The sequence below is a fragment of the Nonomuraea sp. NPDC003214 genome (assembly GCF_053590035.1).
This window is the reverse complement of the sequence record NZ_JBSFSX010000005.1, coordinates 582,202-607,184: the sequence shown is the minus strand read 5'-3', so window position 1 is coordinate 607,184 and position 24,983 is coordinate 582,202. Positions and strand designations below refer to the sequence as shown.

22 protein-coding genes are annotated in these 24,983 nt (G+C 73.5%); 16 read left to right on the top strand and 6 right to left on the bottom strand.

Annotation, left to right across the window (positions count from 1 at the left end):
- Positions 1–32: 32 nt before the first annotated feature.
- Both ACWDXC_RS18555 and ACWDXC_RS18550 read right to left on the bottom strand, forming a co-directional pair.
- Positions 33–1,319, bottom strand: a complete 1,287-nt coding sequence (locus ACWDXC_RS18555) for a WS/DGAT domain-containing protein (RefSeq protein ID WP_449983204.1) — start codon at positions 1,317–1,319, stop codon at positions 33–35.
- A 41-nt stretch (positions 1,320–1,360) separates the two neighbouring features.
- Entirely contained in the window at positions 1,361–1,639 is a 279-nt protein-coding gene (locus ACWDXC_RS18550) for an acyl carrier protein (protein WP_449983202.1), read from the bottom strand.
- A gap of 184 nt (positions 1,640–1,823) precedes the next feature.
- Between ACWDXC_RS18550 and ACWDXC_RS18545 the strand changes: the two genes are divergently transcribed.
- A complete protein-coding gene (locus ACWDXC_RS18545; protein ID WP_449983200.1) occupies positions 1,824–4,337 on the top strand; it encodes an MMPL family transporter in 2,514 nt (837 codons plus the stop codon).
- Between the two features lie 55 nt (positions 4,338–4,392).
- Complete coding sequence (locus ACWDXC_RS18540) at positions 4,393–5,355, top strand: esterase/lipase family protein (RefSeq protein ID WP_449983197.1); 963 nt, start codon at positions 4,393–4,395, stop codon at positions 5,353–5,355.
- An 80-nt stretch (positions 5,356–5,435) separates the two neighbouring features.
- Here ACWDXC_RS18540 and ACWDXC_RS18535 read toward each other — a convergent pair whose 3' ends face one another.
- A complete protein-coding gene (locus ACWDXC_RS18535; RefSeq protein ID WP_364182549.1) occupies positions 5,436–5,942 on the bottom strand; it encodes a response regulator transcription factor in 507 nt (168 codons plus the stop codon).
- A gap of 624 nt (positions 5,943–6,566) precedes the next feature.
- Positions 6,567–7,577 (bottom strand): beta-ketoacyl-ACP synthase 3, encoded by a 1,011-nt coding sequence (locus ACWDXC_RS18530; protein ID WP_449983451.1) that lies wholly within the window; start codon positions 7,575–7,577, stop codon positions 6,567–6,569.
- Between the two features lie 331 nt (positions 7,578–7,908).
- On the opposite strand from ACWDXC_RS18530, the gene ACWDXC_RS18525 reads away from it, so the two are divergent.
- The 13 genes from ACWDXC_RS18525 (at position 7,909) to ACWDXC_RS18465 (ending at position 21,683) form a co-directional block, all read left to right on the top strand.
- Positions 7,909–9,159: a beta-ketoacyl-[acyl-carrier-protein] synthase family protein gene (locus ACWDXC_RS18525; protein WP_449983194.1), complete on the top strand. Its 1,251-nt coding sequence runs from the start codon at positions 7,909–7,911 to the stop codon at positions 9,157–9,159.
- A 147-nt stretch (positions 9,160–9,306) separates the two neighbouring features.
- Positions 9,307–9,552, top strand: coding sequence for a hypothetical protein (locus tag ACWDXC_RS18520; RefSeq protein ID WP_449983191.1), 246 nt, complete (start codon positions 9,307–9,309; stop codon positions 9,550–9,552).
- A 23-nt stretch (positions 9,553–9,575) separates the two neighbouring features.
- The gene (locus tag ACWDXC_RS18515; protein WP_364182542.1) at positions 9,576–9,827 is read left to right on the top strand and encodes a hypothetical protein; all 252 of its coding nucleotides are present in this window, start codon (positions 9,576–9,578) and stop codon (positions 9,825–9,827) included.
- Positions 9,828–10,007: 180 nt separating this feature from the next.
- Positions 10,008–10,775 carry an HNH endonuclease family protein gene (locus ACWDXC_RS18510; protein ID WP_449983188.1) on the top strand — a complete coding sequence of 256 codons (768 nt, stop codon included), beginning with the start codon at positions 10,008–10,010 and terminating at the stop codon, positions 10,773–10,775.
- Positions 10,776–10,887: 112 nt separating this feature from the next.
- Positions 10,888–11,520, top strand: coding sequence for a hypothetical protein (locus ACWDXC_RS18505; RefSeq protein WP_449983186.1), 633 nt, complete (start codon positions 10,888–10,890; stop codon positions 11,518–11,520).
- A gap of 137 nt (positions 11,521–11,657) precedes the next feature.
- Complete coding sequence (locus ACWDXC_RS18500; protein WP_449983183.1) at positions 11,658–13,013, top strand: extracellular solute-binding protein; 1,356 nt, start codon at positions 11,658–11,660, stop codon at positions 13,011–13,013.
- A 1-nt stretch (position 13,014) separates the two neighbouring features.
- Complete coding sequence (locus ACWDXC_RS18495) at positions 13,015–13,956, top strand: carbohydrate ABC transporter permease (protein WP_219513192.1); 942 nt, start codon at positions 13,015–13,017, stop codon at positions 13,954–13,956.
- The gene (locus ACWDXC_RS18490; protein ID WP_308126096.1) at positions 13,953–14,780 is read left to right on the top strand and encodes a carbohydrate ABC transporter permease; all 828 of its coding nucleotides are present in this window, start codon (positions 13,953–13,955) and stop codon (positions 14,778–14,780) included. The genes ACWDXC_RS18495 and ACWDXC_RS18490 overlap by 4 nt, the downstream gene beginning before the upstream one ends.
- Positions 14,777–16,009 (top strand): 6-phospho-beta-glucosidase, encoded by a 1,233-nt coding sequence (locus ACWDXC_RS18485; protein ID WP_449983179.1) that lies wholly within the window; start codon positions 14,777–14,779, stop codon positions 16,007–16,009. Before ACWDXC_RS18490 ends, ACWDXC_RS18485 begins: the two co-directional genes overlap by 4 nt.
- A complete protein-coding gene (locus ACWDXC_RS18480) occupies positions 16,006–16,974 on the top strand; it encodes an N-acetylglucosamine kinase (protein ID WP_449983176.1) in 969 nt (322 codons plus the stop codon). The genes ACWDXC_RS18485 and ACWDXC_RS18480 overlap by 4 nt, the downstream gene beginning before the upstream one ends.
- Positions 16,971–18,797 carry a glycoside hydrolase family 9 protein gene (locus tag ACWDXC_RS18475; RefSeq protein ID WP_449983173.1) on the top strand — a complete coding sequence of 609 codons (1,827 nt, stop codon included), beginning with the start codon at positions 16,971–16,973 and terminating at the stop codon, positions 18,795–18,797. The genes ACWDXC_RS18480 and ACWDXC_RS18475 overlap by 4 nt, the downstream gene beginning before the upstream one ends.
- A 19-nt stretch (positions 18,798–18,816) precedes the next feature.
- A complete protein-coding gene (locus tag ACWDXC_RS18470; protein ID WP_449983171.1) occupies positions 18,817–20,037 on the top strand; it encodes an ROK family transcriptional regulator in 1,221 nt (406 codons plus the stop codon).
- Between the two features lie 188 nt (positions 20,038–20,225).
- Positions 20,226–21,683: an MDR family MFS transporter gene (locus ACWDXC_RS18465; RefSeq protein ID WP_449983169.1), complete on the top strand. Its 1,458-nt coding sequence runs from the start codon at positions 20,226–20,228 to the stop codon at positions 21,681–21,683.
- A gap of 100 nt (positions 21,684–21,783) precedes the next feature.
- On the opposite strand, the gene ACWDXC_RS18460 is transcribed toward ACWDXC_RS18465, so the two are convergent.
- Both ACWDXC_RS18460 and ACWDXC_RS18455 read right to left on the bottom strand, forming a co-directional pair.
- Complete coding sequence (locus ACWDXC_RS18460; RefSeq protein ID WP_449983166.1) at positions 21,784–22,614, bottom strand: carbohydrate deacetylase; 831 nt, start codon at positions 22,612–22,614, stop codon at positions 21,784–21,786.
- Complete coding sequence (locus tag ACWDXC_RS18455) at positions 22,611–24,098, bottom strand: MFS transporter (RefSeq protein ID WP_449983163.1); 1,488 nt, start codon at positions 24,096–24,098, stop codon at positions 22,611–22,613. Before ACWDXC_RS18455 ends, ACWDXC_RS18460 begins: the two co-directional genes overlap by 4 nt.
- A 162-nt stretch (positions 24,099–24,260) precedes the next feature.
- Here ACWDXC_RS18455 and ACWDXC_RS18450 point away from each other — a divergent pair, with 162 nt between their 5' ends.
- A complete protein-coding gene (locus ACWDXC_RS18450; RefSeq protein WP_219513164.1) occupies positions 24,261–24,959 on the top strand; it encodes a histidine phosphatase family protein in 699 nt (232 codons plus the stop codon).
- The last annotated feature ends 24 nt before the right edge of the window (positions 24,960–24,983 follow it).

Below are 24,983 nucleotides of genomic sequence, written 5' to 3'. Positions count from 1 at the left end.
TCCTCTGGGGGTTCGTCAGTACGGGGTCGCCGTCAGGGCGCGGTGACGGCGTCGTGCAGGACGCCCACGTGGCGGCTCCACAGCTCGGCGAGCCGGTCGCAGCCCGGCACGGCGGTGTCGAACAGGAGCGACGGCATGATCCCGTCCCGGTACTGGAAGAGCACGATCATCAGCGGCTGGGCGGGCAGCAGCGGCGGGATGCCCCAGACGTCGCGGATGGGCAGGTCGCCGAGGCGGAGCGGGCCCATCCGCACGGTCGTGATGAACATGGCGGTGTAGTGCGGGTCGAACAGCCTCGCCAGGAGCGGGCGTACCGCCGCGTAGGGCAGCCGGGGCAGGAGCGCGCGGTGCAGCTCGCGGTGGCGTTGCAGGCGTTCCATGTTCGTCTGCGCGACGATCCGGTCGAGCTGCTCGACCGGCGAGGGCCGGTGGCAGGGCAGGTGGATGTGCAGGCCGGTGACCTGGTTGCCGAGGCATCCGCTGCCGCGTCCGGCGCGCAGGCTGAGCGGCACGGCGACGGGCAGGCCGCGGCGGCGGCCCGGGCCGACCGGCGCGGCCCACTCGGCGGGCGCCCAGTCGCGCAGCGCCCCGGTCAGCGCCGCCAGGCACACCTGGTTGCGGGTCGCCCCGGTCACCTTGGCGGTGGCGTTGAGCGCGTCCTGGTCGAAGCGGAAGGTCAGCATCTCGCGGCGGCCGGTGAACGGGCCGCGCAACTGCTCCAGGACCGGCACGCGCCGCAGGGGCACCGCGAGGTCCGACGGGGCGGGCCAGCGGCGGGGGCGGATCGCGGTGAAGTACTCGTCGGCCCGCGGCACGGGCAGGGCGCCGCCGCCGAACAGCGCGTGCACGGTCGCGCTGATCGACATCCCGTCCTGGAAGGCGTGATCGGCGGCGTAGCACAGCGTGTACTGCTCCTCCTCCCCCGCCTCGGGGTAGCCGTGGATGAGCGCCAGCCGCCAGGGCGGCCGGTCGGCGGGGAACGGCTGGGCCATCAGCTCCAGGGCCTGTGACGTCACGTCGGCCCCGGGCGGCAGCCGGCACTCCACCACGTGGTCGCCGGGTGTGAAGCCGTCACACACGGTCCAGGCGCGCTTCTCGCGGTTCACGCGGTAGCTCAGCACGGGGACGCGCCGGGTCTGGGCGGCCACCAGGCGGCGGAGGTCGCCGACGCCGGGCGGGGTCCCGGGGATGCGGACGATCCCGCCGATGTACATGGTCGTCTCGTCGGTGACCTGCCCGCCGAGACCGGAGACGAAGAACCGGTCGACGGGGCCCATCGGCACCTCGCGGTCCTCGTTCTTGACAGAAATGGTGCTCACGTCTTTACGCGCCCCTTCCGTGTCCGCGTGAAATCGACTCGCTAGGTGCACGCGAATTCTTCGTCACCGGCCTGCCTGCCTTTTCCGAGATGTCGGTTGACATAGTCGAGGACGAGCTCCGGGGTGCCCAGGTCCCGGTACACGTCCTCGGGGGCGGGCACGTCGTATTCGTCGACGAGACGTTCGGCGAGCTCGACCAGCGCCAGGGAGTCGAGGCCCAGGTCAGCGAAGGCGGCGCCCGCCTGTTCCGGCGAGATCAGGACGTCGGAGTCCTCCCCGACGATTCGGTTGAGCCGGTCCAGCGTGAATTCCTCGGTCATGGCCGCAGTTTATGATCCGTGACCTGGCCCGGCCATTCTGCCGAAAGTCCCGGTGTCTTTGTTCCTGTCGCTTTTCCGGGCCCGGCGGGGAGAATTAATTGTCGCCGCAAAAGGCGTGCGGCCCGCTTCCGCCGAAATCCGGAGGGCACGTTTGAGCACCCACAGTCGCTTCCCTTCACGGCCGATGACGGCGAGGCGGCCGGGGGTGCCGCCCCGGGCGGGCGCGCTGGCCGCCTACGCCCGCTGGTGCGTGAGACACCGGGGCCGCATGCTGTCGTTCGCCCTGCTGCTCGCCGTCGTCCTCGGGCTGGCCTCCATGAAGCTCGACGACCGGCTGTCCAACGGCGGCTACACCGTCCGCGGCACCCAGGCGGCGCGGGCCGAGGCGGTGATGGCGCGGCGTTTCCCGGTGAAGCCGGCCGACCTCGTGCTGCGGGTGAGCGCGAAGGAGGACGTCGACGCCCCGGCCGTCGCCCGGTCCGCCACGCGGCTCGACCGGTGGCTCGCCGACCGGCCCGGCGTCGCGGGGGTGCAGTCGTACTGGACGACCCGCGATCCGGCGCTGCGCGCCCGCGACGGCCGGTCGGCGCTGATGCGGGTGGACCTGTCCGGGGACGACGCGCGGGCCGCCCGCACGGCCGAGCGGATCGTGCCGGCGCTGGCCGAGCGGGCGGGATCGCTCACCGTGGAGGCGACCGGGCCGGCGTGGGCGTCGGTGCAGTTCCTGCGGCTGGCCAAGGACGACCTGCACCGGGCCGAGCTGGTCACCGTGCCGCTGCTCCTGCTCATCCTGCTGCTGGCGTTCCGGTCGGTGCACGCGGCGCTGCTGCCGCTGGCGATCGGCGGCCTGACGATCGTGGCCACGCTGTCGGCGCTGGTGCTGCTCAGCGAGTTCACTCCCGTCTCGGTGTTCGCGCCGAACCTCACCACGGCGCTCGGGCTCGGGCTCGCCATCGACTACAGCCTGTTCATCACCACTCGCTACCGGGAGGAGCTGGCCCGCGGGTGCACGGTGGGGCAGGCGGTCGAGCGGGCGATGGCGAGCGCCGGGCACACGGTGCTGTTCTCGGCCCTCACGGTGGCGCTGGCCACGGCCAACCTCCTGGTGCTGCCCCTGGGCGTGCTGCGGTCGCTCGCGATGACGACGATCGTCGTGGTGCTCATGGCGGCGGCCGCGACGATGCTGATCCTGCCGGCGCTGCTGGCCGTGGTCGGCGAGCGCATCACCGCGGGCGACCCGATCGCGTGGCTGCGACGCGCGCGGCGGGCCAGGGCGCGCAACGGCCGTCGGCGGCCGGTCCTGGGCTTCGGGCCGGGGGCCGAGCGGTGCGCCCACTGCGGGGAGGCGCTGCGCGGGGTGGCGTTCCGGCGCTCGCGGCACCGGTGCGCGGTGCCGGAGAGCGCGGCCTGGCGGCGCGTGGCCGCGCTGTCGACGCGGCGGCCGGTGCTGGTCGGCGGGGCGTGCGCGCTGGTGCTGCTGCTGATGGCGGCCCCGTTCCTGTGGGTGCGCTTCGGGATCGCCGACGAGCGGGTGCTGCCCGCCGGCACCGAGTCCCACCGGACGGCGCGCGGCATCCACCAGGACTTCGCCCAGCCGTTCGACCGTGACCTGCACGTCGTCCTGCCGTACCTGGACAGCTCGCGGCCCGCCGGGTGCCGCCGGCTGGAGACGTACGCGCGCAGGCTGGCGGCGCTGCCGGACGTGACCGCCGTGCGGACCGCCACGGGCGTCCACCACCGAGGCGACGCGCTGAAGAAGACCCCCTGCCCGTCCGCGGCCGAGCCGGCGGCCGGGGAGAAGGCCGGGAAGACGGAGGCCGAGAAGGCTGAGGCTGAGAAGACGGAGGCCGGGAAGGCGCTCGCCGGGGCTTACCACGGCAGCGCGGCGACGCTGGTCAGCGTGTCGAGCCCGCACGACGCCCAGTCGGCGGACGCCCGCAAGCTGCTCGACCGGGTCCGCGACGTGCGCTCGCCGGGCAGGCGGCTCGTCGCCGGGCCGACGCCGCAGGCCGTCGACACGCTGCGGGCACTGCGCGATCGGCTGCCGCTGGCGGGCGGCCTCATCGCGGCCACGGTGCTGATGCTGCTGTTCCTGTTCACCGGCGGCGTGCTGGTGTCGGTCAAGGCCGTCGCCGTGGGCGCGCTGAGCCTGACGGCCAGCTGCGGCGCCCTGGTCGCGATCTTCCAGGACGGCCACCTGCGCGGGCTGCTCGGCGACTTCACGATGACGCACCAGGTGGAGGTGGTGTCCATCCTGCTCACGGTCACGGTGGCGTTCGGGCTGTCGGTGGACTACGAGGTGTTCCTGCTGTCGCGCATCCGGGAGCACCATCTGGCGACCGGCGACCACACGGCGGCGGTGGTCAGGGGCATAGCGGGGACCGGGCGGCTGGTGAGCGTCGCGGCGCTCGCGGTGGCGGTGTCGACGGGCGTGCTCGCGTTCTCCACGAACACGGTGCTGAAGATCATCGGGGTCGGCCTGGCGCTCAGCGTGCTGGTGGACGCGACGCTGGTGCGCGGCCTGCTGGTGCCCGCGTTCATGCGGCTCACGGGGACGGCCAACTGGTGGGCCCCCGCGCCGCTGGCCCGGCTGCACGCGCGCTTCGGCGTCTCGGAGTCCGGCCCGCCGGCGGGGCCGCCGCCCCGGCCCACGGCGGTCCGGCGGGTGCTGGCCGCGCTGATGCCACCCCGGCTTTGACGTACGGTTACCATTCACCTACCTTTTGTAACCGTCGAGTTTCCCGGGACCTGTCATGCGCCTCGGCCTCACCGTGCTCCTGGTCGCCGCGGCGACCGCCGCCGCCGTCACCGCTGTGCCCGCCCTCTCCGCCGCGCCCGCCCGGGCCGCGGACCTGCGGGGCGTCTTCCCCGTCCACCTGGCACTCTCCCTGACCGACCCGGACCGGCCGCCGCCCGGCGCCAACGACTGGTCGTGCCGCCCGTCGCGCCGCCATCCCGAGCCCGTGGTGCTCGTCCACGGCACGTTCGGCAACGCGTACGACTCCTGGCGTTACATGGCGCCCGAGCTCAGGCGGGCCGGCCACTGCGTCTTCGCGATCAACTACGGCGCGCCGCCCGGCAGCCCGCTCAAGGGCACCGGCGACATCCGGCGCTCGGCGCGCGAGCTGGCCCGGTTCGTCGACCGGGTGCTGGCGGCCACGGGCGCCCGCCGGGTGGCGCTGGTCGGCCACTCGCAGGGCGGGATGATGCCGCGCTGGTACCTGCGTTACGAGGGCGGCGCCGACGCGCGCAGGCCCTGGCGCAACAAGGTGTCGAAGCTCGTGTCGCTGGCCGCCACCCATCACGGCACGACGGCGTCCGGCGTGATGAGCACGCTGGACGTCCTCGGCGTGCGGCATCTGGCGGGCGCCGCGATCAGCCGGGCCGCGGTGCAGCAGGCGACCGGGTCGGAGTTCATGATCCAGCTCAACCGGGGCGGCGACACGATGCCCGGGGTGCGCTACACGGTGCTGGCGACGCGCTACGACGAGATCGCCACGCCGTTCAGGTCGACGTTCCTGTCGGCGGGGCCGGGGGCCGAGGTGCGCAACATCGTGCTGCAGGACGGGTGCGCGATCGACCTGACCGAGCACCTGGCGATGATCTACGACCCGAGGGCGCTGCACTACGTCAAGGAGGCGCTGTCGCCCGGCAGCGGCGGCGCCCCGGTCTGCCTGCCGGTCGTGCCCGTCGCCGGCGCCCCGCTCACCCCCTGAGCCGGGCACGGAAGGACGGGACCGGGTGCGGGTGGGGGGCGAGGTCCCGGGTGACCTCGCCCCCGCTCGGATCGCGACCGCTAGCCGGAGTCGCGCAGCCGTGACTCCTCCGCGATCACCCATCCCTCCCTGAGGGCGAAGAGCGCGGCCTCGGTGCGGCTGCGCACGTCGAGCTTGCGGAAGATGGCGTGCACGTAGTTCTTGACCGTCTTCTCGGCGATGTCGAGGGCGCCCGCGATCTGCCTGTTCGACATGCCCCTTCCGATGAGTGAGAGGACCCTGATCTCCTGGCTGGTGAGCCCGTGCCGTTCGGCTCCTGCCACCGGGGTAGGCGCCGGGCTCCCGTGCTGGCGCGCTTGGCGGGGCCCGGCGGCGGGCCCCTCGTGCAGCATCTGCTCGCGCGTCCGCTCCAGGATCCGCAGAGCCTCCCGCTGGCGGGTCAGACCGTGGCGCACGAACTCGATCGCTTCCTCGATGTCCTTGATGGCCGATGACCGGGACCAGGAGACACTTGGCGCCCCGCTGAAAGGACTCACCTTCGCGAAGCCGCTCAGCACGCGTCTGCTGGCGCTCTGGTTCTCTGTCATGTGGCTGCTTTCTCGTCTGTGCCCGTCGGGGGGACGACGGACCGTACCGATGCCCCACCTCAGGCGATCCGCGGGCGGGCGCGGTCACCGGTCGCCCGGGGAGGCGGGCCACGCGGGCGGGGGTGTCGCCCGGCCATCCTCCCGGGCCCCACCTCCGGCGCCCGCGTGGGGCGCTGGGCGCCGCCGGCGGCGGCGCGGCGTCGCCTGCGGGCCCGCGCCCGCGCTATCGCCGGCGCGCACCGTGTCGCGTACGCGATCCCGCGGCGGGCGCGCTCGTGGTGCCGGGGGGACCGGCGGGAGCGCTCCCGGGGGTCCCTCCGGAAGTCCGGTCCGATCCTGCCGTACGGAATCGCGCGGGGCATGCGGGCGGCGGTCGCTTCGGGTTTGTCCGTGCGATGGTGACGTCGTCTCATGCGGCTCCAATCCGGGTGGCGTGCACGCGCCCCGTTAGCCCCCGCGCCGAGAAACGCCTGGCAGACCACCCACTGCATTTAACATCGCGGTTCTGGCGCGGGCCAGAGAACCCGTGAGGCTCGAGATGCTTTTGTGTCCGGCCGATCCCCACTGCCTGAAATACGGCATAAGCTGCCAACTCTGATGATTTACCGCCAGTAAATGGATGAGTCAGGGCAGTCGAATCACCTGCGCCCCGTAAGCGACCCCCGCGCCGAAACCGAGCAGAAGCGCCGGAGCCCCGGACGCCACGGCGCCTTCCTCCTTCAGCCGCGAGATCGCCAGCGGGATGGAGGCCGCCGAGGTGTTGCCCTGGTCCTCGACGTCACGCGCCACGACCACATGGCCGGGCAGGCCGAGCCGGTCGGCGATCGCCTCGATCATGCGCAGGTTGGCCTGGTGCGGGACGAACGCCGCCAGGTCCGCCAGGTCGAGGCCCGCCGCGTCGACGGCCCGCAGCGCCACGGCGGGCATCTCGCTGATCGCCCACCGGTAGAGCTCGGGCCCCCGCATCCGGAAGTACGGCCCCCGGCAGCCGGGGGTGTCGCGGAAGTGCGCCCAGGTCAGGTCCTGTCCCGCCACGCTCGCCAGCGAGCCGTCGCTCCCCCACGCCATCGGCCCGATGCCCGGCTCCCCGTACGCGCCGACGAGGGCGGCGCCGGCCCCGTCGGAGAAGATCACGGCGGTGGTGCGGTCGCCGGGGTCGATCAGGTCCGACATCCGCTCGCTCGCCACGACCAGCACATGCCTGGCCGAGCCGCCCGCGATCAGCGACCTGGCCACGTCGAGCGCGTAGTTGAAGCCGGCGCAGGCCGCGGAGACGTCGAACGCGCCGACGCGCCTCGCGCCCAGCTCTCGCGCGATCTGCACGGCGGCGGACGGGCTCTGCCCGGTGTAGCTCATGGTGGCCGCCACGACGCAGTCCACGGCGTCCACGCTCCGGCCCGCCGCCGCCAGGGCCTTCTCCGCCGCGGCGGCCCCCATGGTCACGACCGTCTCGCCGGGCGAGGCGGCGCACCGGCGGCGGATGCCGGTCCGCTTGACGATCCAGGCGTCGGAGGTGTCCAGGGTCCGGCTCAGTTCGGCGTTGGCGACACCTCGCCCGGGCCGGTACGCGCCCACCGCGAGAATACGCGCGGGAATGGCGAGCCTGGGACCCGCGGCTATTCGCGATCCGCGCATGCCGCCTTTCGGGACCGATTCGGCCGTCACGACTACCTCCTGCCGATGGATAACACGTCGTTCCTGATGTGATTCTGGAACTCTTTCGACAGCGTGACAAGTGCAGAAAGTCCCTGTGCACCGGGACTACCGGCGACTTCGCGGGCCCGGAGGGACTTTGGCCTCCAGCACATTTCCGGCATTTCTTCCGCTAAACCAAGTCCTTATTCTCTTGCCGCTCCGGAGCCCGCGTGAAAAATTGACGATGCCGGCGGAAGCGGCATGACCGTCCACTCGATAATCACTCCGCAGCCGGCGCGGAATTCATGGAAGCGATTCAGGAGAGGCGCTGATGACGCACCATTCCGGCCGGCGGCGCACCCCGCGCCCGGACGTCGCCATCACCGGGATCGGCATGCTCACCCCGGCGGGACTCGGGACGGCGGCCACCTGGAAAGGGCTGTGCGACGGCCGCCCCACGGCCCGCCCGCACCCGGCCCTGACCGGGCTGGCAGTGGACTTCGCCTGCTGGATCCCCGGCTTCGACGCGGCGGCGACCCTGGGCGGGCCGGTCTCGCGCAGGATGGACCGCTTCGCCCAGATGGCGATGGCCGCGGCGATCGAGGCGGTCGCGGACGCCGGGCTCGACACGGCGACCTGGGAGGGCAGCCGCGTCGGTGTGATCGTCGGCACCAGCATCGGCGGCATGCCGAGCTGGGAGGAGGCCCAGCGGCGGATGCTGGAGGGCGGGCCGCGCAAGGTGCCGCCGCTGGCGATGACGCGGGTGCTGCCGAACATGGCCGCCGGGGAGATCGCCATCGCCCTCGGCGCCGGCGGGCCCTGCCTCGCGGTCGCGGCGGCGTGCGCGTCGGGCGCGATGGCCCTGCACCTGGCCCGCGAGCTCCTGCGGTCCGACGCCGCCGACGTCATCATCGCCGGGGGCGCGACCTGCGACATCAGCCCGCTGGTGATCTCCGGCTTCGACCGGCTCGGCGCGCTGTCGCGCCGCCGCGAGGACCCCGCCGGGGCGTCCCGCCCGTTCGAGGCCGCCCGGGACGGGTTCGTCATGGCGGAGGGCGCGGGCATGCTGGTGCTCGAACGCCTCGGCGACACCCGGGCCCGTGCCGGCCGCCCGTACGCCGTGCTCGCCGGTTGCGCGGCGACCGACGACGCCCACCATCCCACGGCCCCCGACCCGGGCGGCGCCGGGGCCGAGCGGGCGGTGCGGCTGGCGCTGAGCGACGCGGGCGCCGGGCCCGGCGACGTCGGCCACGTCAACGCCCACGGCACCGGGACCGTGCTCAACGACGCCGCCGAGAGCAGGGTCATCCGCCGGGTGCTGCCCCACGGGGTGCCGGTCACCTCGCTCAAGGGCACGCTGGGCCACCTGATCGCGGGCGCGGGCGCCGTGGAGGCCGCCTGCGCCGCGCTGTCCCTGCGCGAGGGGCTGATCCCGCCCACCGCCAACCTCGACGTCCAGGACCCGGAGATCGACCTCGACGTCGTGACCGGCTCGCCGCGCCCGCTGGGGACCGGGCTCGCGCTGAGCAACTCCTTCGGTTTCGGAGGGCACAACGTGGTGCTCGCCCTGGCTCCCCCGTGACCCCCGTGATCCTTCGGTCCCCCTGATCCGTCGTCCCGGCCGAGGAGGCCGCCTATGACCTGACCCGCGACGAGAAACCGCAGGAACGATGCATGCCGGAGGGTGGCCCGCAGGCCAGTCGGGACCGCCCGCCGTTCAGGAGGATCCATGAAAAGCAGGACGGCAATTCGACGCACGGCGACGGTCGGCGCGGCCGTCGCGGCGCTCCTCATGTTCGCGCCCGTGGCCGCGCAGGCCGACCCGTACGGGGGCGGGCGGCACTGGCGCTACGTCGGCCAGTTCCCGACCGGCTGGCTGTGCGGCCAGAGCGGCCAGGCGCTGGTGCTGTTCACCGACGCCACCGACTACAGCTGCGTGCGGGAGCGCGGGGGCTACGCCCTCTTCACCCGATGACATCCGGACCAGGAAGGAACCACATGTTCACTCGTACCGCTGCCAAGCTCCTCACCATCGCCGTCGCGCTCGCCGGGGCCGGGACGGTGGCGCTCGCCGCCGCCCCGGCGGCCGGCGCCGAGGCCGCGAACCCGACGGGGTCGCACTGGGACCACTGCGACCTGTGGTCGCGCTACGGCGGCCTCCACTGCTACACGGGCTACAACAGCTACACCGGCCACTACCCCGGTGACCGGGGCGGCCGGGGGCTGCTCGGCGGCCTGCTCGGCCTGTGAGCCGGTGACGGGCCGGGGCCCCGGTCCCGGCCCGTCACGGGAGCCTTCGCGCGGCGGCCTACCCCTCCGCCGCGCGACCCCGGCGACATTTCACCGCAAGTCGCCACTGACACGTTCCGTGACCGCAACCCTCGCTATCGTCACGCCGGTAGCACCCACGAGCCTCGGGAGGACCAGGGCATGGCGCAGCGTCTGCTCATCGAACGCCGCGACGGCCACCACGGCGGGCGGCGGGCCCGGCGGCTCGCGGGCGCCCTGGCCGCGACGGCACTCCTGCTCCCGGCCCACGCGCTCCCGGCCCACGCGCTTTCGGTCCACGCGCTTTCGGTCCACGCGCTTTCGGTCCACGCGCTCCCCGGCCAGGCGGCCTCGGCGTCGGCCGACCACGGCAGGCTGCCCGGCCTGGGCACCGCCGGCCAGGCGCGCGAGCAGCTCGACGCGCTCACCGTAGGGCCGCGCGGCTCGCTGGCGGGCTACAGCCACAGCTCGTTCATGCCGGAGTGGGCCGCCCAGGAGGGCGCCTGCGACACCCGCGAGACGGTCCTGCTGCGCGACGGCCACGGCGTCCAGGCCGACGCCGACTGCCGGCCCGTCGCCGGCACCTGGGAGAGCCCGTACGACGGCCGGACGCTGACCAGCTCCGACCAGATCGACGTGGACCACGTGGTGCCGCTGGCCAACGCCTGGCGGTCGGGGGCGGACGCGTGGAGCCCCGAGCGGCGCCGGGCCTTCGCCAACGACCTCACCCGCCCCGAGCTGGTCGTGGTCAGCGAGTCGGTCAACCTCGACAAGGGCGGCCGCACCCCGGTCACCTGGCGCCCGCCGCGCACCGCCTACTGGTGCACCTACGCCCGCGCCTGGATCGGCGTGAAGCACCACTACGGGCTCCGCGTCACGGAGGCGGAGAAGTCCGCCCTGACGGACATGCTCGCCACCTGCTCCCCGTGACGGCGGGCGCCGCCTGAAGGCCAGGTGACCTCCCCCCTTCCCTGCCTGAAGGGGGACTGACCTGGGTAGACGGACTGGTGGAAGAGCCTGCCCGACCGACCTGGGACCGACGATGCCGCACGACATGCCCGCGACCGCCTTCTGGATCGAGGCCGGGTTCGCGCACGGCGAGCCCCTTCAGGAGCTGTACGGGGAGCGGCTGGCCGCCTGGCGGACGGCGTTCGCCGCCACCGGGGACGAGCCGGAGGCGGGCGGCGTCGGGCTCGACCCGGTGCACTACGCGCTGGCCGCCTGGGAGCTGGCCACCGGCCCGGTCGCCGACCCGCCGTACGTGCGCCGCCATCCGCGCGTGCTCGACGCCACCTGCCACCGGCCGGAGGGCACGGCGCTGCTGCTGGCCGTGGTCGAGCTGGCCGCGCCCCAGCAGGTCGAGCTGCCCGGCGGCTGGCAGGACTGGCAGCCCCCGGGCACCACGACGGGCGGCTCGACGGGCGGCTCGACGGGCAGCTCAACGGGCGGCTCGATGGCCGCTGACCAGTCGTTCGCCGTGCCTCCGTACGACCGCAAGGCCGCGCTGTGGTCGCTGGAGCTGCGGCTGCCGCTCGACACCGGCCGGCTGCCGGTGCCGACCCGGCCGCGCGCGGGCGGGCTGCCGAACCTGGGTGACGCGCAGGCCGCGCTGGAGGCGCTGATCGCCGAGCTCAACGCGCACGTGTGGCCGGTCATCGCCGCCCTGGAGAGTTAGTTAGGGTTCCTGCCCCCAAAACCAGAACCAGTGGCATCACGAGTTGGTTTCGGGCCTTGACCGTGCCGGTTCCGCCGCCTACGGTCCCATTCAAAGTTAGGAGTCTTTACTAACTCCCCGGCTCATAGGAGACCTCCGTGCGCTTCGTCCCTCTCGCGGTGGCCGGGTTACTGGCCCTGTCGCTGACCGCATGCACCGCGGGCAAGGAGGCGCCGCCGTCGCTCGGCGCCCAGCCCAAGCCCACCGCGAGCGGCACCGGACCGGCCGCCGCCGCCCTGCCCCCCGCCACGCTGGAGCTGTGGCACGGCTTCTCCACCGACGTCGAGACGAAGGCGTTCGAGGAGGCCGTCACCGCCTTCACCGCGAAGTTCCCGCAGATCAAGGTCGTCACCAAGAAAGGCATCCAGGACGACCAGATCACCCAGGCGATCCGCGGCGGCAAGGCGCCCGACGTGGCCGCCTCCTTCACCACGGACAACGTCGCCCAGTGGTGCAAGTCCGGCGCGTTCCAGGACCTGACCCCGGTCATCGAGCAGGACGGCATCGACCTGTCCGTGCTGCCTGCCGCCTCCCGGGCCTACACCGAGTTCGAGGGCAAGCGGTGCACGATGCCGCTGCTCGCCGACGCGTACGGGCTCTACTACAACAAGGCGCTGATGAAGGGCGAGCAGCCGCCGAAGACGCTGTCGGAGCTGACCGAGCTGACCAAGAAGCTCACCGTCCGCGACGCCGACGGCACCATCAAGGTCGCCGGGTTCATCCCAAGCTTCCAGTACTACGAGAACTCCCCCAGCCACCTCGGCCCGATGGTCGGCGCGAAGTGGTACAACCCCGACGGCACCTCGGCGATCGGCTCCGACCCGGCGTGGAAGCAGCTCCTGCGCTGGCAGAAGGAGCTCGTCGACTGGTACGGCTACGACAAGCTGGAGAAGTTCCGCAAGGGCCTGGGCGACGAGTGGGGCGCCGAGCACCCGTTCTTCGAGGGCAAGGTCGCCATGGTGCTCGACGGCGAGTGGCGCAACGCCATGATCGCCGCCGATCCCGACGCCAAGGACATGGACTACGGCACCGCGCCGCTGCCCGTCGCCGACGACAAGCCCGAGCTGTACGGCAGCGGCTTCACCGCCGGGACCGTGATCGGCGTGCCGCGCGGCGCCAAGCACCCGCAGCACGCCTGGGAGCTGGTCAAGCACCTGACCACCGACACCGAGTCGCTGGTGACGCTGTCGAACGCACTGCGCAACGTGCCCACCACCAAGGCCGCCATGGAGCACCCGGACCTGGCCAGGGACGCCAACTTCAGCACGTTCCTCGACATCTTCGCCCACCCGAAGACCTCGACGCTGCCCGCGAACGTCAACAGCGTCTTCAACCAGGACGCCTTCTCCACGTTCCTCACCCAGTGGGAGAAGGGCGCGGTCAGCGACCTCGACGCCGGGCTGGCCGGGGTCGACAAGCGGATCAACGACAAGCTGAAGCTCGCCGGAGGCTGAGATGGTCTCCACCCGGATCGCGCCACCGCCCCGGTGGTGGCGCGGCGAGGGCGCCCGCGCCCTGCTGTGGCTGTCGCCGTGGCTCGTCGGCGTGGCGCTCTTCTTCGTCTACCCGCTGCTGTCGACGGTCTACTTCTCCTTCCACCGCTACGACCTGTTCACGCTGGAGTTCATCGGCCTGGACAACTACCGTTACGCCTTCTCCGACCCCCGCGTGCTGCAGTCGGCGCTCAACACGCTGTGGCTCGTGGTGTTCATGGTCCCGGCCCAGGTGGTGTTCGCGCTCGGCGTGGCGCAACTGCTGGCCAAGCTGAAGAGCGGCGGCGGCGTGCTGCGGACGATCTTCTACCTGCCGTCGCTGGTGCCGATGGTGGCCGGCACGGTCGCCTTCGTCTATCTGCTGAACCCGGCGACCGGCCCGGTCAACCAGGCACTGGCCCGGCTCGGGATCACCGGCCCCGACTGGTTCGGCAGCGCCGCGTGGGCCAAGCCCAGCCTCACCCTGCTCGCCCTGTGGGGGGCGGGCAACACCATCATGATCTTCCTGGCGGCGCTGCTCGACGTGCCCAGGCACCTGTACGAGGCCGCCGCGATCGACGGGGCGGGCGCCTGGCGGCAGTTCCGCAGCGTCACGCTGCCGGTCATCTCGCCGGTGCTGATGTTCTCAGCGGTCACCGGGGTGATCTACGCGGTGCAGTACTTCACCCAGGCGATGATCGCCTCCCGGGTGGCGTCCGGGGCGACCGACTCGGCCGGCACCACGTTCACCCCGGGCTACCCGGACGGCTCGCTGCTCACGCTGCCCCAGCACCTGTTCCACACCGGGTTCCGCGACTGGTCGATGGGGCTGGCCTGCGTGCACGCGCTGCTGCTGTTCGTGGTGGCGATGGGCTTCACGCTGGTGCTGCTGCGCCAGTTCGGCCGGGCGGAGGCGGCGTCGTGACGCGCAGGCGCACGCTGATGTGGATCGCCCAGCACGCGCTGGCCATCGCGCTGGCGCTGATGTTCCTCGGCCCTGTCGTGTTCGTGGCGCTGACCGCGCTCATGACCGACGAGCAGGCGCTCACGAGCGAGCTGTGGCCGCGGCAGTGGAACTGGGCCAACTTCGCCGACGTGTTCGCCCGCTCCGAGCTGCTCACGTGGACGGTCAACACCTTCCTGTACGCGTCCCTGGCGACGCTGTTCATGCTGGTGTCGTCGGTCCCGGCGGCCTACGCGCTGGCCAGGTTCCGGTTCCGGGGGCGCAGGGCGGCGTTCCTCGTGGTGATCAGCGCGATGATGCTGCCTCCGCAGGTCGTCGCGGTGCCGATCTACCTGGTGTGGGCGCGGCTGGACCTGACGGACTCGCTGTGGCCGCTGATCCTGCCGATGCTGTTCGGCGACGCGTTCTCGATCTTCCTGTTGCGCCAGTTCCTCATCACGATCCCGCGCGACTACACCGACGCGGCCCGGGTGGACGGCTGCTCGGACGTGCGGATCCTGTTCACCGTCATCCTGCCGATGGCCCGCCCGGCGATCGCGGCGGTGGCGCTGTTCTCGTTCTTCTACTGCTGGAACGACTACTACGGGCCGCTGCTGTACGCGGGGGTCGACCAGGAGGGCTGGACCCTGTCGCTGGGGCTGGCCACCTTCAAGGCGTTCCACAGCGTGCAGTGGAACCTCACCATGGCCGCCACCCTGCTGGTGACGGCGCCGGTGATCATCGTTTTCCTCTTCGCCCAGCGGGTCTTCATCGAGGGCGTCACATTGACGGGAGTCAAGGGTTGAAACTCGCCGTGGTCGGGGGCGGCTCGACGTACACGCCGGAGCTGGTGGACGGGTTCGCCCGGTTACGGGATGAGCTGCCGCTGACGGAGCTGGTCCTGGTGGATCCGGCCGCGGAGCGGCTGGAGCTGGTGGCGGGCATGGCCCGCCGGATGCTGCGCGCGGCCGGGCACCCGGCGACGGTGACCGCGACCGGCGACGTGCGCGAGGGCGTCGCCGGGGCGGCGGTCGTCCTGCTGCAGTTGCGGGTGGGCGGGCAGGCGGCCCGCGCCTCGGACGAGACGCTGCCCTTGCGGTGCGGCTGCGTCGGCCAGGAGACGACGGGCGCGGGCGGCCTGGCCAAGGCGCTGCGCACGGTGCCGGTGGTCCTCGACCTCGCCGAGCAGGTACGCGCGCACGCCCCCGACGCCTGGATCGTCGACTTCACCAACCCGGTGGGGATCGTCACCAGGGCGCTGCTGGACGCCGGGCACCGGGCGATCGGGCTGTGCAACGTGGCGATCGGCTTCCAGCGCCGCTTCGCCGCCATGCTCGGCGTCGAGCCGTCGCGGGTGGCGCTCGGCCACGCCGGGCTCAACCACCTGACGTGGGTGCGCGCGGTCTGGCTCGACGGGGAGGACGTGCTGCCGGACCTGCTCCGCGAGCGCGGCCAGGAGATCGCCGCCGACGTCGGGCTGCCGCGGGCGCTGCTGTCGAGGCTCGGCGCGGTGCCGTCGTACTACCTGCGCTACTACTACGCCCACGACCTCGTCGTGGCCGAGCAGCGCGCGGAGCCGCCCCGGGCGGCGCAGGTGGCCGCGATGGAGCGGGAGCTGCTGCAGTTGTACGCCGACCCGTCGGTGGACGCCAAGCCGGAGCTGCTGGCGCGGCGGGGCGGCGCGTTCTACTCCGAGGCGGCCGTCGCGCTGATCGCCTCGCTGCTGGGCGACCGGGGCGACACCCAGGTCGTCAACGTGCGCAACGGCGGCACGCTGCCGTTCCTGCCGGACGACGCGGTCATCGAGGTCCCGGCCAGGATCACCGCCTCCGGGGCCGAGCCGCTGCCCGTCGCCCCGCTGGAGCCGCTGTACGCCGGCCTGGTCGCGCACGTGTCGGCGTACGAGACGCTGGCTCTCGACGCCGCCCTGCGCGGCGGGCGCGACCGGGTCACCGACGCGCTGCTCGCCCACCCGCTCGTCGGCCAGGAGCACCTGGCGCGCGAGCTGGCGGGGCTGCTGGAGGCCGCCGGATGAGGACGATCCTGGCGGTCGACGGCGGCAACAGCAAGACCGACCTCGCGCTGGTCGCCGAGGACGGCGCGGTGCTCGCGACCGGCCGGACCGGCCCGTTCGTGCCGCAGAGCGCCGGGGTGGACGTCGCCGCCGGCGTGGTGGAGCGCGGCGCGCGGGCGCTGCGCGACGGCCTGGCCGCGCCGTACGCCGACGTGATGGCCGCCTTCCTGGCCGGGGCCGACTTCCCCGCCGAGGAGGACGCGCTGCGCGCCGAGTTCCTGGCGCTCGGCTGCGCGGGCGAGGTGTCGGTGGCCAACGACACGTTCGCGGTGCTGCGGGCGGGCGCGTCGAGGCCGTGGGGCGTCGTCGTCGTGTGCGGGGCCGGGATGAACGCCGCGGGCGTCTCCCCGTCCGGCGAGGTCGCGCGCTTCCCCGCGCTCGGCAGGCGCAGCGGCGACTGGGGCGGCGGCGAGGACCTGGCCGACCGGGTGCTGTGGCACGCCGCCCGCATGGAGGACGGCCGCGGCCCGGCCACCGCGCTGGCCGACCTGGTCGTCACGCACTTCGGCACGGCGAGCGTCACGGAGGTGGTGCTCGCCCTGCACTTCGGCGAGCTGGATCCGGCCCGGCTGCACGAGCTGGTGCCGGGCCTGCTCGCCGTGGCCGGCGACGGCGACGCCGTGGCCAGGGGCGTGGTCGCGCGGCAGGCCGAGGAGGTCGCGGTGATGGCCACGGTCTGCCTGGACCGGCTCGGCCTGCTGCGCACGCCCGCCGAGGTGGTGCTCGGCGGGAGCGTGCTGACCGCGCGGGACCCGTACCTGCATGGGATGATCGAGTCCGCGATCGGCGCGAGCGCGCCGGACGCGAGCGTCGTGGTCAGCACCCTCCCCCCTGTCGCGGGCGCCGCCCTGGCCGGACTCGACCTGCTCGGCGCGGCCGAGACCGCGCGGACCCGTGTTCGCGATCACTTCAGGAGGAGCGGATGAGAAAGCTGATCCCCGCCGCGCTCGCGCCGGCTCTGCTGGCGGCCACGCTGGCCACGACGAACGCCCCCGCCCAGGCCGCGCCGCCCGCGCACGTCCGGGTGGACCAGGTCGGCTACTGGCCGGAGGAGGCCAAGCACGCCTACCTGATGACGCGGCAGCGGGCCGCCGGGCGCTTCACCGTGGTCGACCACCGGGGCCGGGTGGTGCTCACCGGGCGCGCCGGCCGGGACCGGGGCGCCTGGAACAGCCGCTACCCGCACGTCCACGACCTCGACCTGACCCGGCTGCGCACGCCCGGCCGCTACCGGGTCAAGGCGGGCGGGGCGACCTCGGCCGAGTTCGAGATCGCGCCGAAGGGCGACACGGCGGCCAAGGTGGTGGGCTTCTTCGGCCTCCAGCGCGACGGCGCCGAGGCGACGCGCAGGCCCAGCCACCTCAACGACCGGGCCGCCTCGGTCTACGACTGGCCCGAGTTCACCGGGCCCGACACCGACCAGGTCAAGGGCGAGCTGAAGAAGATCGGCGGGCCGGTCGACGTCGAGGGCGGCTGGTTCGACGCGGGCGACTATCTCAAGTTCACGCACATCCTGGCGTACGTGGACACGCTGCTGTGGGCGGCCCAGCGGGACGGCGAGGTACGCGGTTCCGCCCTGCGGGCCGAAGCCACCCACGGGCTGAAATATCTGGACAAGATGTGGGATGAGGAGTCGAAGACCCTCTACATCCAGGTCGGCATCGGCGCCGGCAACGCCGAGGGCACGTTCGTCGGCGACCACGACGTCTGGCGCCTGCCGGAGGCCGACGACGGCGACACCGCCGCAGGCCACCACTTCATCCGCAACCGCCCGGTCTTCCGCGCCGCCGCCCCCGGCGCGCCGATCAGCCCCAACCTGGCCGGGCGCACCGCCGCCGCCTTCGCCCTGGCCGCCCAGCTCGAACCCTCGCTCGAACGCGCCCGCGAGCTGCTGGCCAAGGCGGCCTCCGTCTACGGCATGGCCAGGACGACCGGCGTGGACCGGCTGGTGACCTCCCTGCCGCACGCCTTCTACCCCGAGAGCGTCTGGCGCGACGACATGCAGCTCGGCGGCGCCGAGCTGGCCCTGGCCGCGCAGCGCCTGGGCGACCCGCGCGCCGGGCGCTGGCTGGCCGAGTCGGCCCGCTGGGCGCGCGGCTACCTCGACGAGGAGCAGGGCGACACGCTCAACCTGTACGACGTGAGCGCGCTGGCCCACGCCGACCTCCTCAAGGCCATGCGCGCGGCGGGCTCGGGCGGGCTGGCCGTCACCGAGGCCGACCTCGTCGCCGGGCTCCGGGCGCAGCTCGACCTCGGGGCGCGCCGGGCCGCCGCCGACCCGTTCCGCGCCGGGGCGCGCTACGACGCGTTCGACTCGGTGCCGCACGCCTTCGGCCTGGCCGCCACGGCCCGCCTCTACCGGTCGGCGACCGGGTCGCGCGCCTACGACGCCTTCGGCACCCAGCAGCGCAACTGGGCGCTCGGCGCGAACCCGTGGGGCGTCTCCTTCGTCGCCGGTGTGGGCAAGCGCTCGATCGCCTGCCCGCACCACCAGATCGCCAACATCACCGGCAGGCCCGCCACCGGCGCCGTCGTCAACGGGCCCAACGACGCGAAACTGTTCGAGGACGGCCTCGGCGGGCACTTCGAGGAGATGCCGCCCTGCCCCGCCGACGGCAAGGACCGCTACGAGCGCTTCACCGGCCACGGCAGCCGCTTCGCCGACGACGTCCGCTCCTGGCAGGCCTCCGAGCCGGCCGACGATTTCGCGGCCATCGCCCTGTACGCTCTCACGTTGACGTCAACGTGACGCCGACGCGGGAGGTGACGTGAAGCCGCCTGTCCACGGCACTCCGAGGCTGATGCGCGCGATCAACGACCGCGCCGCGCTGCGCATCCTGCTGGAGAAGGGCCCGCTGACCCGGCCCGAGCTGAGCGAGCTGACCGGCCTGTCCAAGCCGACGGCCTTCCAGCTCCTGGCCCGGCTCCAGGAGGCGGGCCTGGTGGTCAGCGACGGCGTCCGGGCGGGCCAGCCCGGCCGCACCGCCGAGGTCTACCGGGTCAACGCCGCCGCCGCGTACGTGGCCGCGCTCGACGTCACGCCGGAGCGGATCGACGTACAGGTGGCCGACATCACCGGCGCGGTCGCCGGCGAGGCCCGCTGTCCCGCGCCGTCACCGGCGGACGGCGACCTGACCGCGCGGTTGCGGGCGGCCGTCGAGGCGGCGCGTCCGCCCGGCCCGCTGCACCGCGTCGTCATCGGCGTGCAGGGGGCCGTCGACCCCACGACCGGGCGGCTCGACTACGCCACCGCCGAGGACATGCCCGGCTGGCAGATCCCCGACCTGGTGCCGACGCTCACCGCCGGTCTCGGCGTCACCGTCGACGTGGAGAACGACGTCAACCTCGTCGCGCTCGCCGAGCAGGCGCACGGCGCGGCGGCCGGGTGCCCCGACTTCGTGCTGCTGTGGGCGGGCGAGGGTCTGGGGGCCGCGCTGGTGATCGGCGGGCGGCTGCACCGCGGCTTCTTCGGCGGCGCGGGCGAGATCGGCTACATGCCCATCCCGGGCGCGGCCACCGCCCGCGACGGCGGCGGCAGGTTCGGTCACCACGGCTATCAGGCGCTGGCCGGCGGGCCCGCCGTGCAGGACCTGCTGCGCTCCTACGGCGTCCACGGCGCCGACTTCCACGAGTCGGTCGCCGCCGCCGTGCGCCTGGCGGGCGGCACCGGGCGGGCCGCCGAGGAGGCCGCCGCCGGGCTGCGCACGGTGGCCGCGCGGATCGCGCTCGGCCTGGCGACCATCGCCTCGGTCGTCGACCCGGGGCTCGTCGTGCTGGCCGGGAGCCTGGTGTCAGCCGGTGGCGAACGGCTGCGCGACCTCGTCGAGCGCGAGCTGCGGGTGCTCGACGCCGAGCGGCTGCGGGTGCTGCTGTCGGCCGTCGAGGGCAACCCGGTGCTGGTCGGGGCGATGGATCTGGCGCTCGCCCGGGTGCGGGACGAGGTGTTCGGCCATGCCGCCCGCGACGCGCCGGCGGCGGCGGGCCGCTGATCTTTTCCCGGGAACCGTGCGGTGAAAACCAGGTGACATCTCACCGCACATCCCGGAATGCTGGGCACGGTCGATGAGTTTTGTCAGTGGCGCCGGTCAGTCTGTACATGTCCGCATCTTCATGTGAGACCGACGGCCGGGACACCGGCCCTGACCGCTTTCCACCCCGCGACCCCGAACGAGGTACCGTGTCCAGCCGACTGCTCGATCCACCTGCCACGCCCGCGGCCACCAGGAAAGGCCGCACGCCGCCCGTGATCCGGCTGCTGGTGCTGGCCACCTTCGTGGTCATCCTCAACGAGACCATCATGATCAACGCGATCCCCCGGTTGATGAGCGCGCTGCACATCACCGAGCAGACCGCGCAGTGGCTCTCGACGGCCTTCATGCTGACCATGGCCGCGGTGATCCCGATCACCGGCTGGTTCCTGCAGCGGGTGTCCACCCGCAGCGCCTATGCCACCGCGATGGGGTTGTTCCTGGCCGGCACCGCACTGGCCATCGTGGCGCCGACGTTCGAGGTGCTGCTGGGGGCCCGGATCATCCAGGCGGCCGGCACCGCCGTCATGATGCCGCTGTTGATGACCACGCTGATGAGAGTGGTGCCCGAGGAGGACCGGGGCCGGGTGATGGGCAATGTCACGCTGGCCATGTCGGTCGCGCCCGCGATGGGCCCGACCGTGTCCGGCATCATCCTCCACTTCGGGTCGTGGCGCCTGCTGTTCGCCGTCGTGCTGCCGATCGCCGCCCTGATCACCTGGGGCGGGCTCAAGCGCCTGGAGAACGTCGGCGAGAGCCAGGTGAGCAGCATCGACTGGCTCAGCGCCGTCACCGCCGCGGCCGGCTTCGGCGGCCTCGTCTACGGGCTCAGCCGGTTCGAGGGCGGCGACGTCCGGGTGGCCTCCGCGATCGTGGTGGCCGGGCTCGTCACCATCGGCGTCTTCGTGCTGCGCCAGCTCTCGCTGCAGAAGCGTGGCGTGCCGCTGCTCGACCTGCGCACCCTGCGCCACCGCACCTACACGGTGGCACTGATCATGATGTCGGTGGCCTTCATGGCGATGCTCGGCTCGATGATCCTGCTGCCGCTCTACCTGCAGAGCGTCCGGGGGCTCAGCGCCCTGGAGACCGGCCTGCTGGTCATGCCGGGCGGACTGGCGATGGGGCTGCTCGGGCCGACCGTCGGCCGCCTGTTCGACCGGTTCGGCGGCCGGGTGCTCGTCGTCCCCGGGGCGATCGGGATCATGCTCGCGCTCGCCGGGTTCACGCAGGTGTCGATGACCATGCCCTACTGGCAGGTGCTCGGCCTGCACGCGCTGCTCATGGTGAGCCTGGCGGCGACCTTCACGCCGGTGTTCACGCTGGGGCTCGGCGCCGTCCCGCCGCCGCTCTACTCCCACGGCAGCTCGATCCTGAGCACGCTGCAGCAGGTCGCCGCCGCGTTCGGCACCGCGCTCGTCGTCACCGTGATGAGCGCGCGGGCCGAGACGCTGAAGGCGACCGGCGTCACCGACACGCTCGCCACGCTCGGCGGGATGCGGCTGGCGTTCGTCATCGGGGCGGTGCTGTCGGTGGCCGTGGTCGCCACGGCCCTGCTCCTGCCGGCCCGCGCCGCCAACAGCGGCGGCCACCAGCCCGTCGGCCACTGACGGCGGGCCGGCACTGGCAGTTGGCCGGCACTGGCAGTTGGCCGGGCAGCGGGCCGCAGGCCGGCTGGGCCTTACGGGGCCAGGCCCAGCTCGGCCGGGATCAGGGCCACCAGCCCGGGACCACCTCGACGTCCTCGCTGCGGAGGGCGTCGAGCCACACCGGGTCCCGCAGCAGCCGCGCCTCCCACGTGCGGACGACGCCGTCGGGGCCGGTGACCGCGTCCTCGCTCGACGGGTGCAGGAACAGCTCGCTGGTGCCCTCCGGCAGGGCGGCGAGCCGGCGCAGGTAGTCGTCGCGGAGCCGCTCGTAGCCGCCCAGGTCGGCGGCCGTGCGCCGGTTGGTGGCGATCGTCCGGGGGAGGGCGACGCCCAGGGCGTCGGCGTACGCGACGGCCCGCTCGTGCGCCGCGGCCAGCGGGGGCGGCAGCGGCCTGCCGAAGTACGGCTCCGGGTCGCGGGGCAGCCGGAAGGCGAGGCCGTGGCGGGCGCACCACTCGAGCGCCTCGGCCAGCCATGACCTGCCGTGCAGCCCGTACAGGGTGCCGGCGTGGGAGTCGGCCGCGACGGGCGCGGCGCCGCGCTCACGCATCCAGCGCAGTTGCGCGTCCGCCTCGCCGATGACGTCGCCCGCCTCGCCGCGCGCCCCGAGCACCATCGGGTCGTCGCTCAGCGTGCCGTCGGGGTCGGCGAGGCTCGCCCCGCCGTTCAGCGGCCGCCAGCGCGGGAGCCCGCGCTCGCTGGTGAGCGTCACGTGCACCCGGGGCACGACGCCGAGCTCGCGCACCCGGGCGGCGGCCCGATCGGCCTCGGGCGAGACGCAGATGAGCGTCGTCGCGCTGACGTGCCCCTCGGCGAGCAGGCCGGCGATGACATCCGTCGTCCCGGGCTCCCTGCCGAGGTCGTCCGCCGTGATCACCACCCGCCGCGTCACGGGGAACGCTCCCCCGCCGCCTCGCCCGCCGGGCCAGCGGGCGGCGGACCGGAAGGCGGCGAGTCCGCGGGCGGCGAGTCGGCAGGCTGCGAGTCGGCAGGCGGCGGGTCGGCGGCCTTGGGCGGCGTCTCCGGCGGGCCCGTCTCCAGGGGAACCGTCTCCAGCGGGACCGTCTCCAGCGGTACGGAGACGAAGCGTGCCGCGATCGCGCCGGCGGCCGTCAGGGCGAACGGGTAGACGCACAGGTAGACGCGGAAGGCGAGGCCCGGGTCGGCGCCGGGGTCGTCGCCCGAGTTGTAGCCGAAGAAGACGCCCAGCGAGGTGAGCGCGAGCCCGGTCACGATGCCGTTGAGCCGGCCGAAGAACCCGAACGCCGACAGGAAGAGCCCTTCGCGATGCTCCCCGTTGCGCACCGCGTCGGCGTCCAGGACCCGGGCGACGATGAGGTCGTTCGTGGCGAGCATCCCCGACCAGCCGGCCCCGACGAGCACCCCGGCGGCGATGGCGGTGACGAGGTCGGTGGCGAGGAACAGGGCGGCGAACCCGACCGCGAGGACCGCGAAGGCGAGCCGCCAGGCCCGCAGCGCGCCGCGCCGGGCCACGACGCGCGTCCACACGACGAGGCCGCCCGCCGTGACGAGGATGACGATGCCCTGGAGGTAGAGGGCGTTGCCGACGGGCAGCCCGAGCGAGTAGCGGACGTAGAGCTGGATGCCGGAGAGCACGAGCGCCATCGCGATCCCGTAGCAGGCCCCGGTGAGCCCGACCGTCCAGAACATCCGGTTGCGCACGATCGACCACACGCTGGGCAGCAGCCGGGGCCGCTCCCGGGTGGAGTAGCGGGGCCGCTCGCGCGCGCCGAGCGCCATGAACGCGATGACGGCGAACGCGATCACGCCGTAGATGATCGCGGTGGTCCGGAAGCCCTCGGTGCTGTCCTCGGTGCCGAACACGCCGGTGGTGAGCACCGGGGTGACGGCGAGCGAGATGACCAGGGCGACGAGCTGGAAGCCCTGGCGCAGGCTGTTGGCGACCGCCCGGTCGCGCTCCTTCGGGTAGAGCTCGGGCAGCAGCGCGCCGTAGTTGGCGTTGAGCATCGAGTCGAAAGCCTCGCACAGGATCGCGAACACCGCGAACCACAGCACGAGCCCGATGCCGTCCAGCGACTCCGGCGCGGAGAAGAACGCGATCATGCAGGCGGCGAGCATCGGCGCGCCGGCGAGCAGCCAGGGCCGGCGCCGGCCGTACCGGGTCCTGGTGCGGTCGGAGAGGTGGCCGAGCAGCGGGTTGTCGATCGCGTCGATGACCGCGTAGATCACCATGACCGCGCCGTACGCCCGGACGTCGAGCCCGAGGATGTCGACGTAGAAGAGGATCATCGATCCCTTGATCATGTTGATCGGGATGGACGTGCCCAACATCCCGATGGCGTAGCGCCACGCGGGTGTCCGCGCCGGGGCGGAGGGCGTGCCGGGCTGGGCCACGCGATCACCTTCCTTGCCGCGCCGGGCGGCGGCTGCCGGTCCGGTTGCGGTGATGCTTGCCGGTGATCTCGGGCGCGTCAAGACCGAACCCGGCAACGAATCGGCCTACGGGCCCGGGCGCGGACCCGATCAGTAGAGTAATGTTCGGTAGCTGTGGGATCTGTGAGTGACAAGCCGGTCGCGTACCGGCAGAGCCGGTTCCGTACGCCGCCCGGGGCCGCCGAGGTTCTGCTGGTGCGGCACGGCGAGTCCGAGCCGGCGCGCCCGGACCGGCCGTTCCCGCTGGTGGACGGCCACGGCGACCCGGAGCTCGCGCCCGAGGGCCGCGAGCAGGCCGAGCGGGTGGCGCGGCGGCTCGCCGCCGAGCGCGTCGACGCCGTTTACGTGACGACGCTGCGGCGCACCGTCCAGACCGCCGCGCCGCTGGCCGCGCGGCTCGGCCTGACGCCGGTCGTGGAGCCGGGACTACGCGAGGTGCACCTGGGCGAGTGGGAGGGCGGACTGTTCCGGCGCATGGTCGCCGAAGGGCATCCGGCCGCCCGGCGGATGACGGCCGAGGAACGCTGGGACGCGATCCCGGGCGCGGAGCCCGCGGCGGCCTTCTCCGGCCGGGTCCGCGACGCGCTCGCCCGGCTCGCCGCCGCCCACCCGGACGGGCGGATCGTCGTCGTCACCCACGCCGGGGTGATCGCGGAGGCGCTGGCCCAGGCCACGGGGTCGCGGCCGTTCGCGTTCCTCGGCGCGGACAACGGGTCGGTGTCGCACCTGGTCCTGACCGGCGCCCGCTGGGTCCTGCGCCGCTTCAACGACACCGCGCACCTGGAGCCGGGGTTCACCACCACCGCGACCCTGCCCACTTGAGCCCCCTCCCTCCTCAGGGGCGAG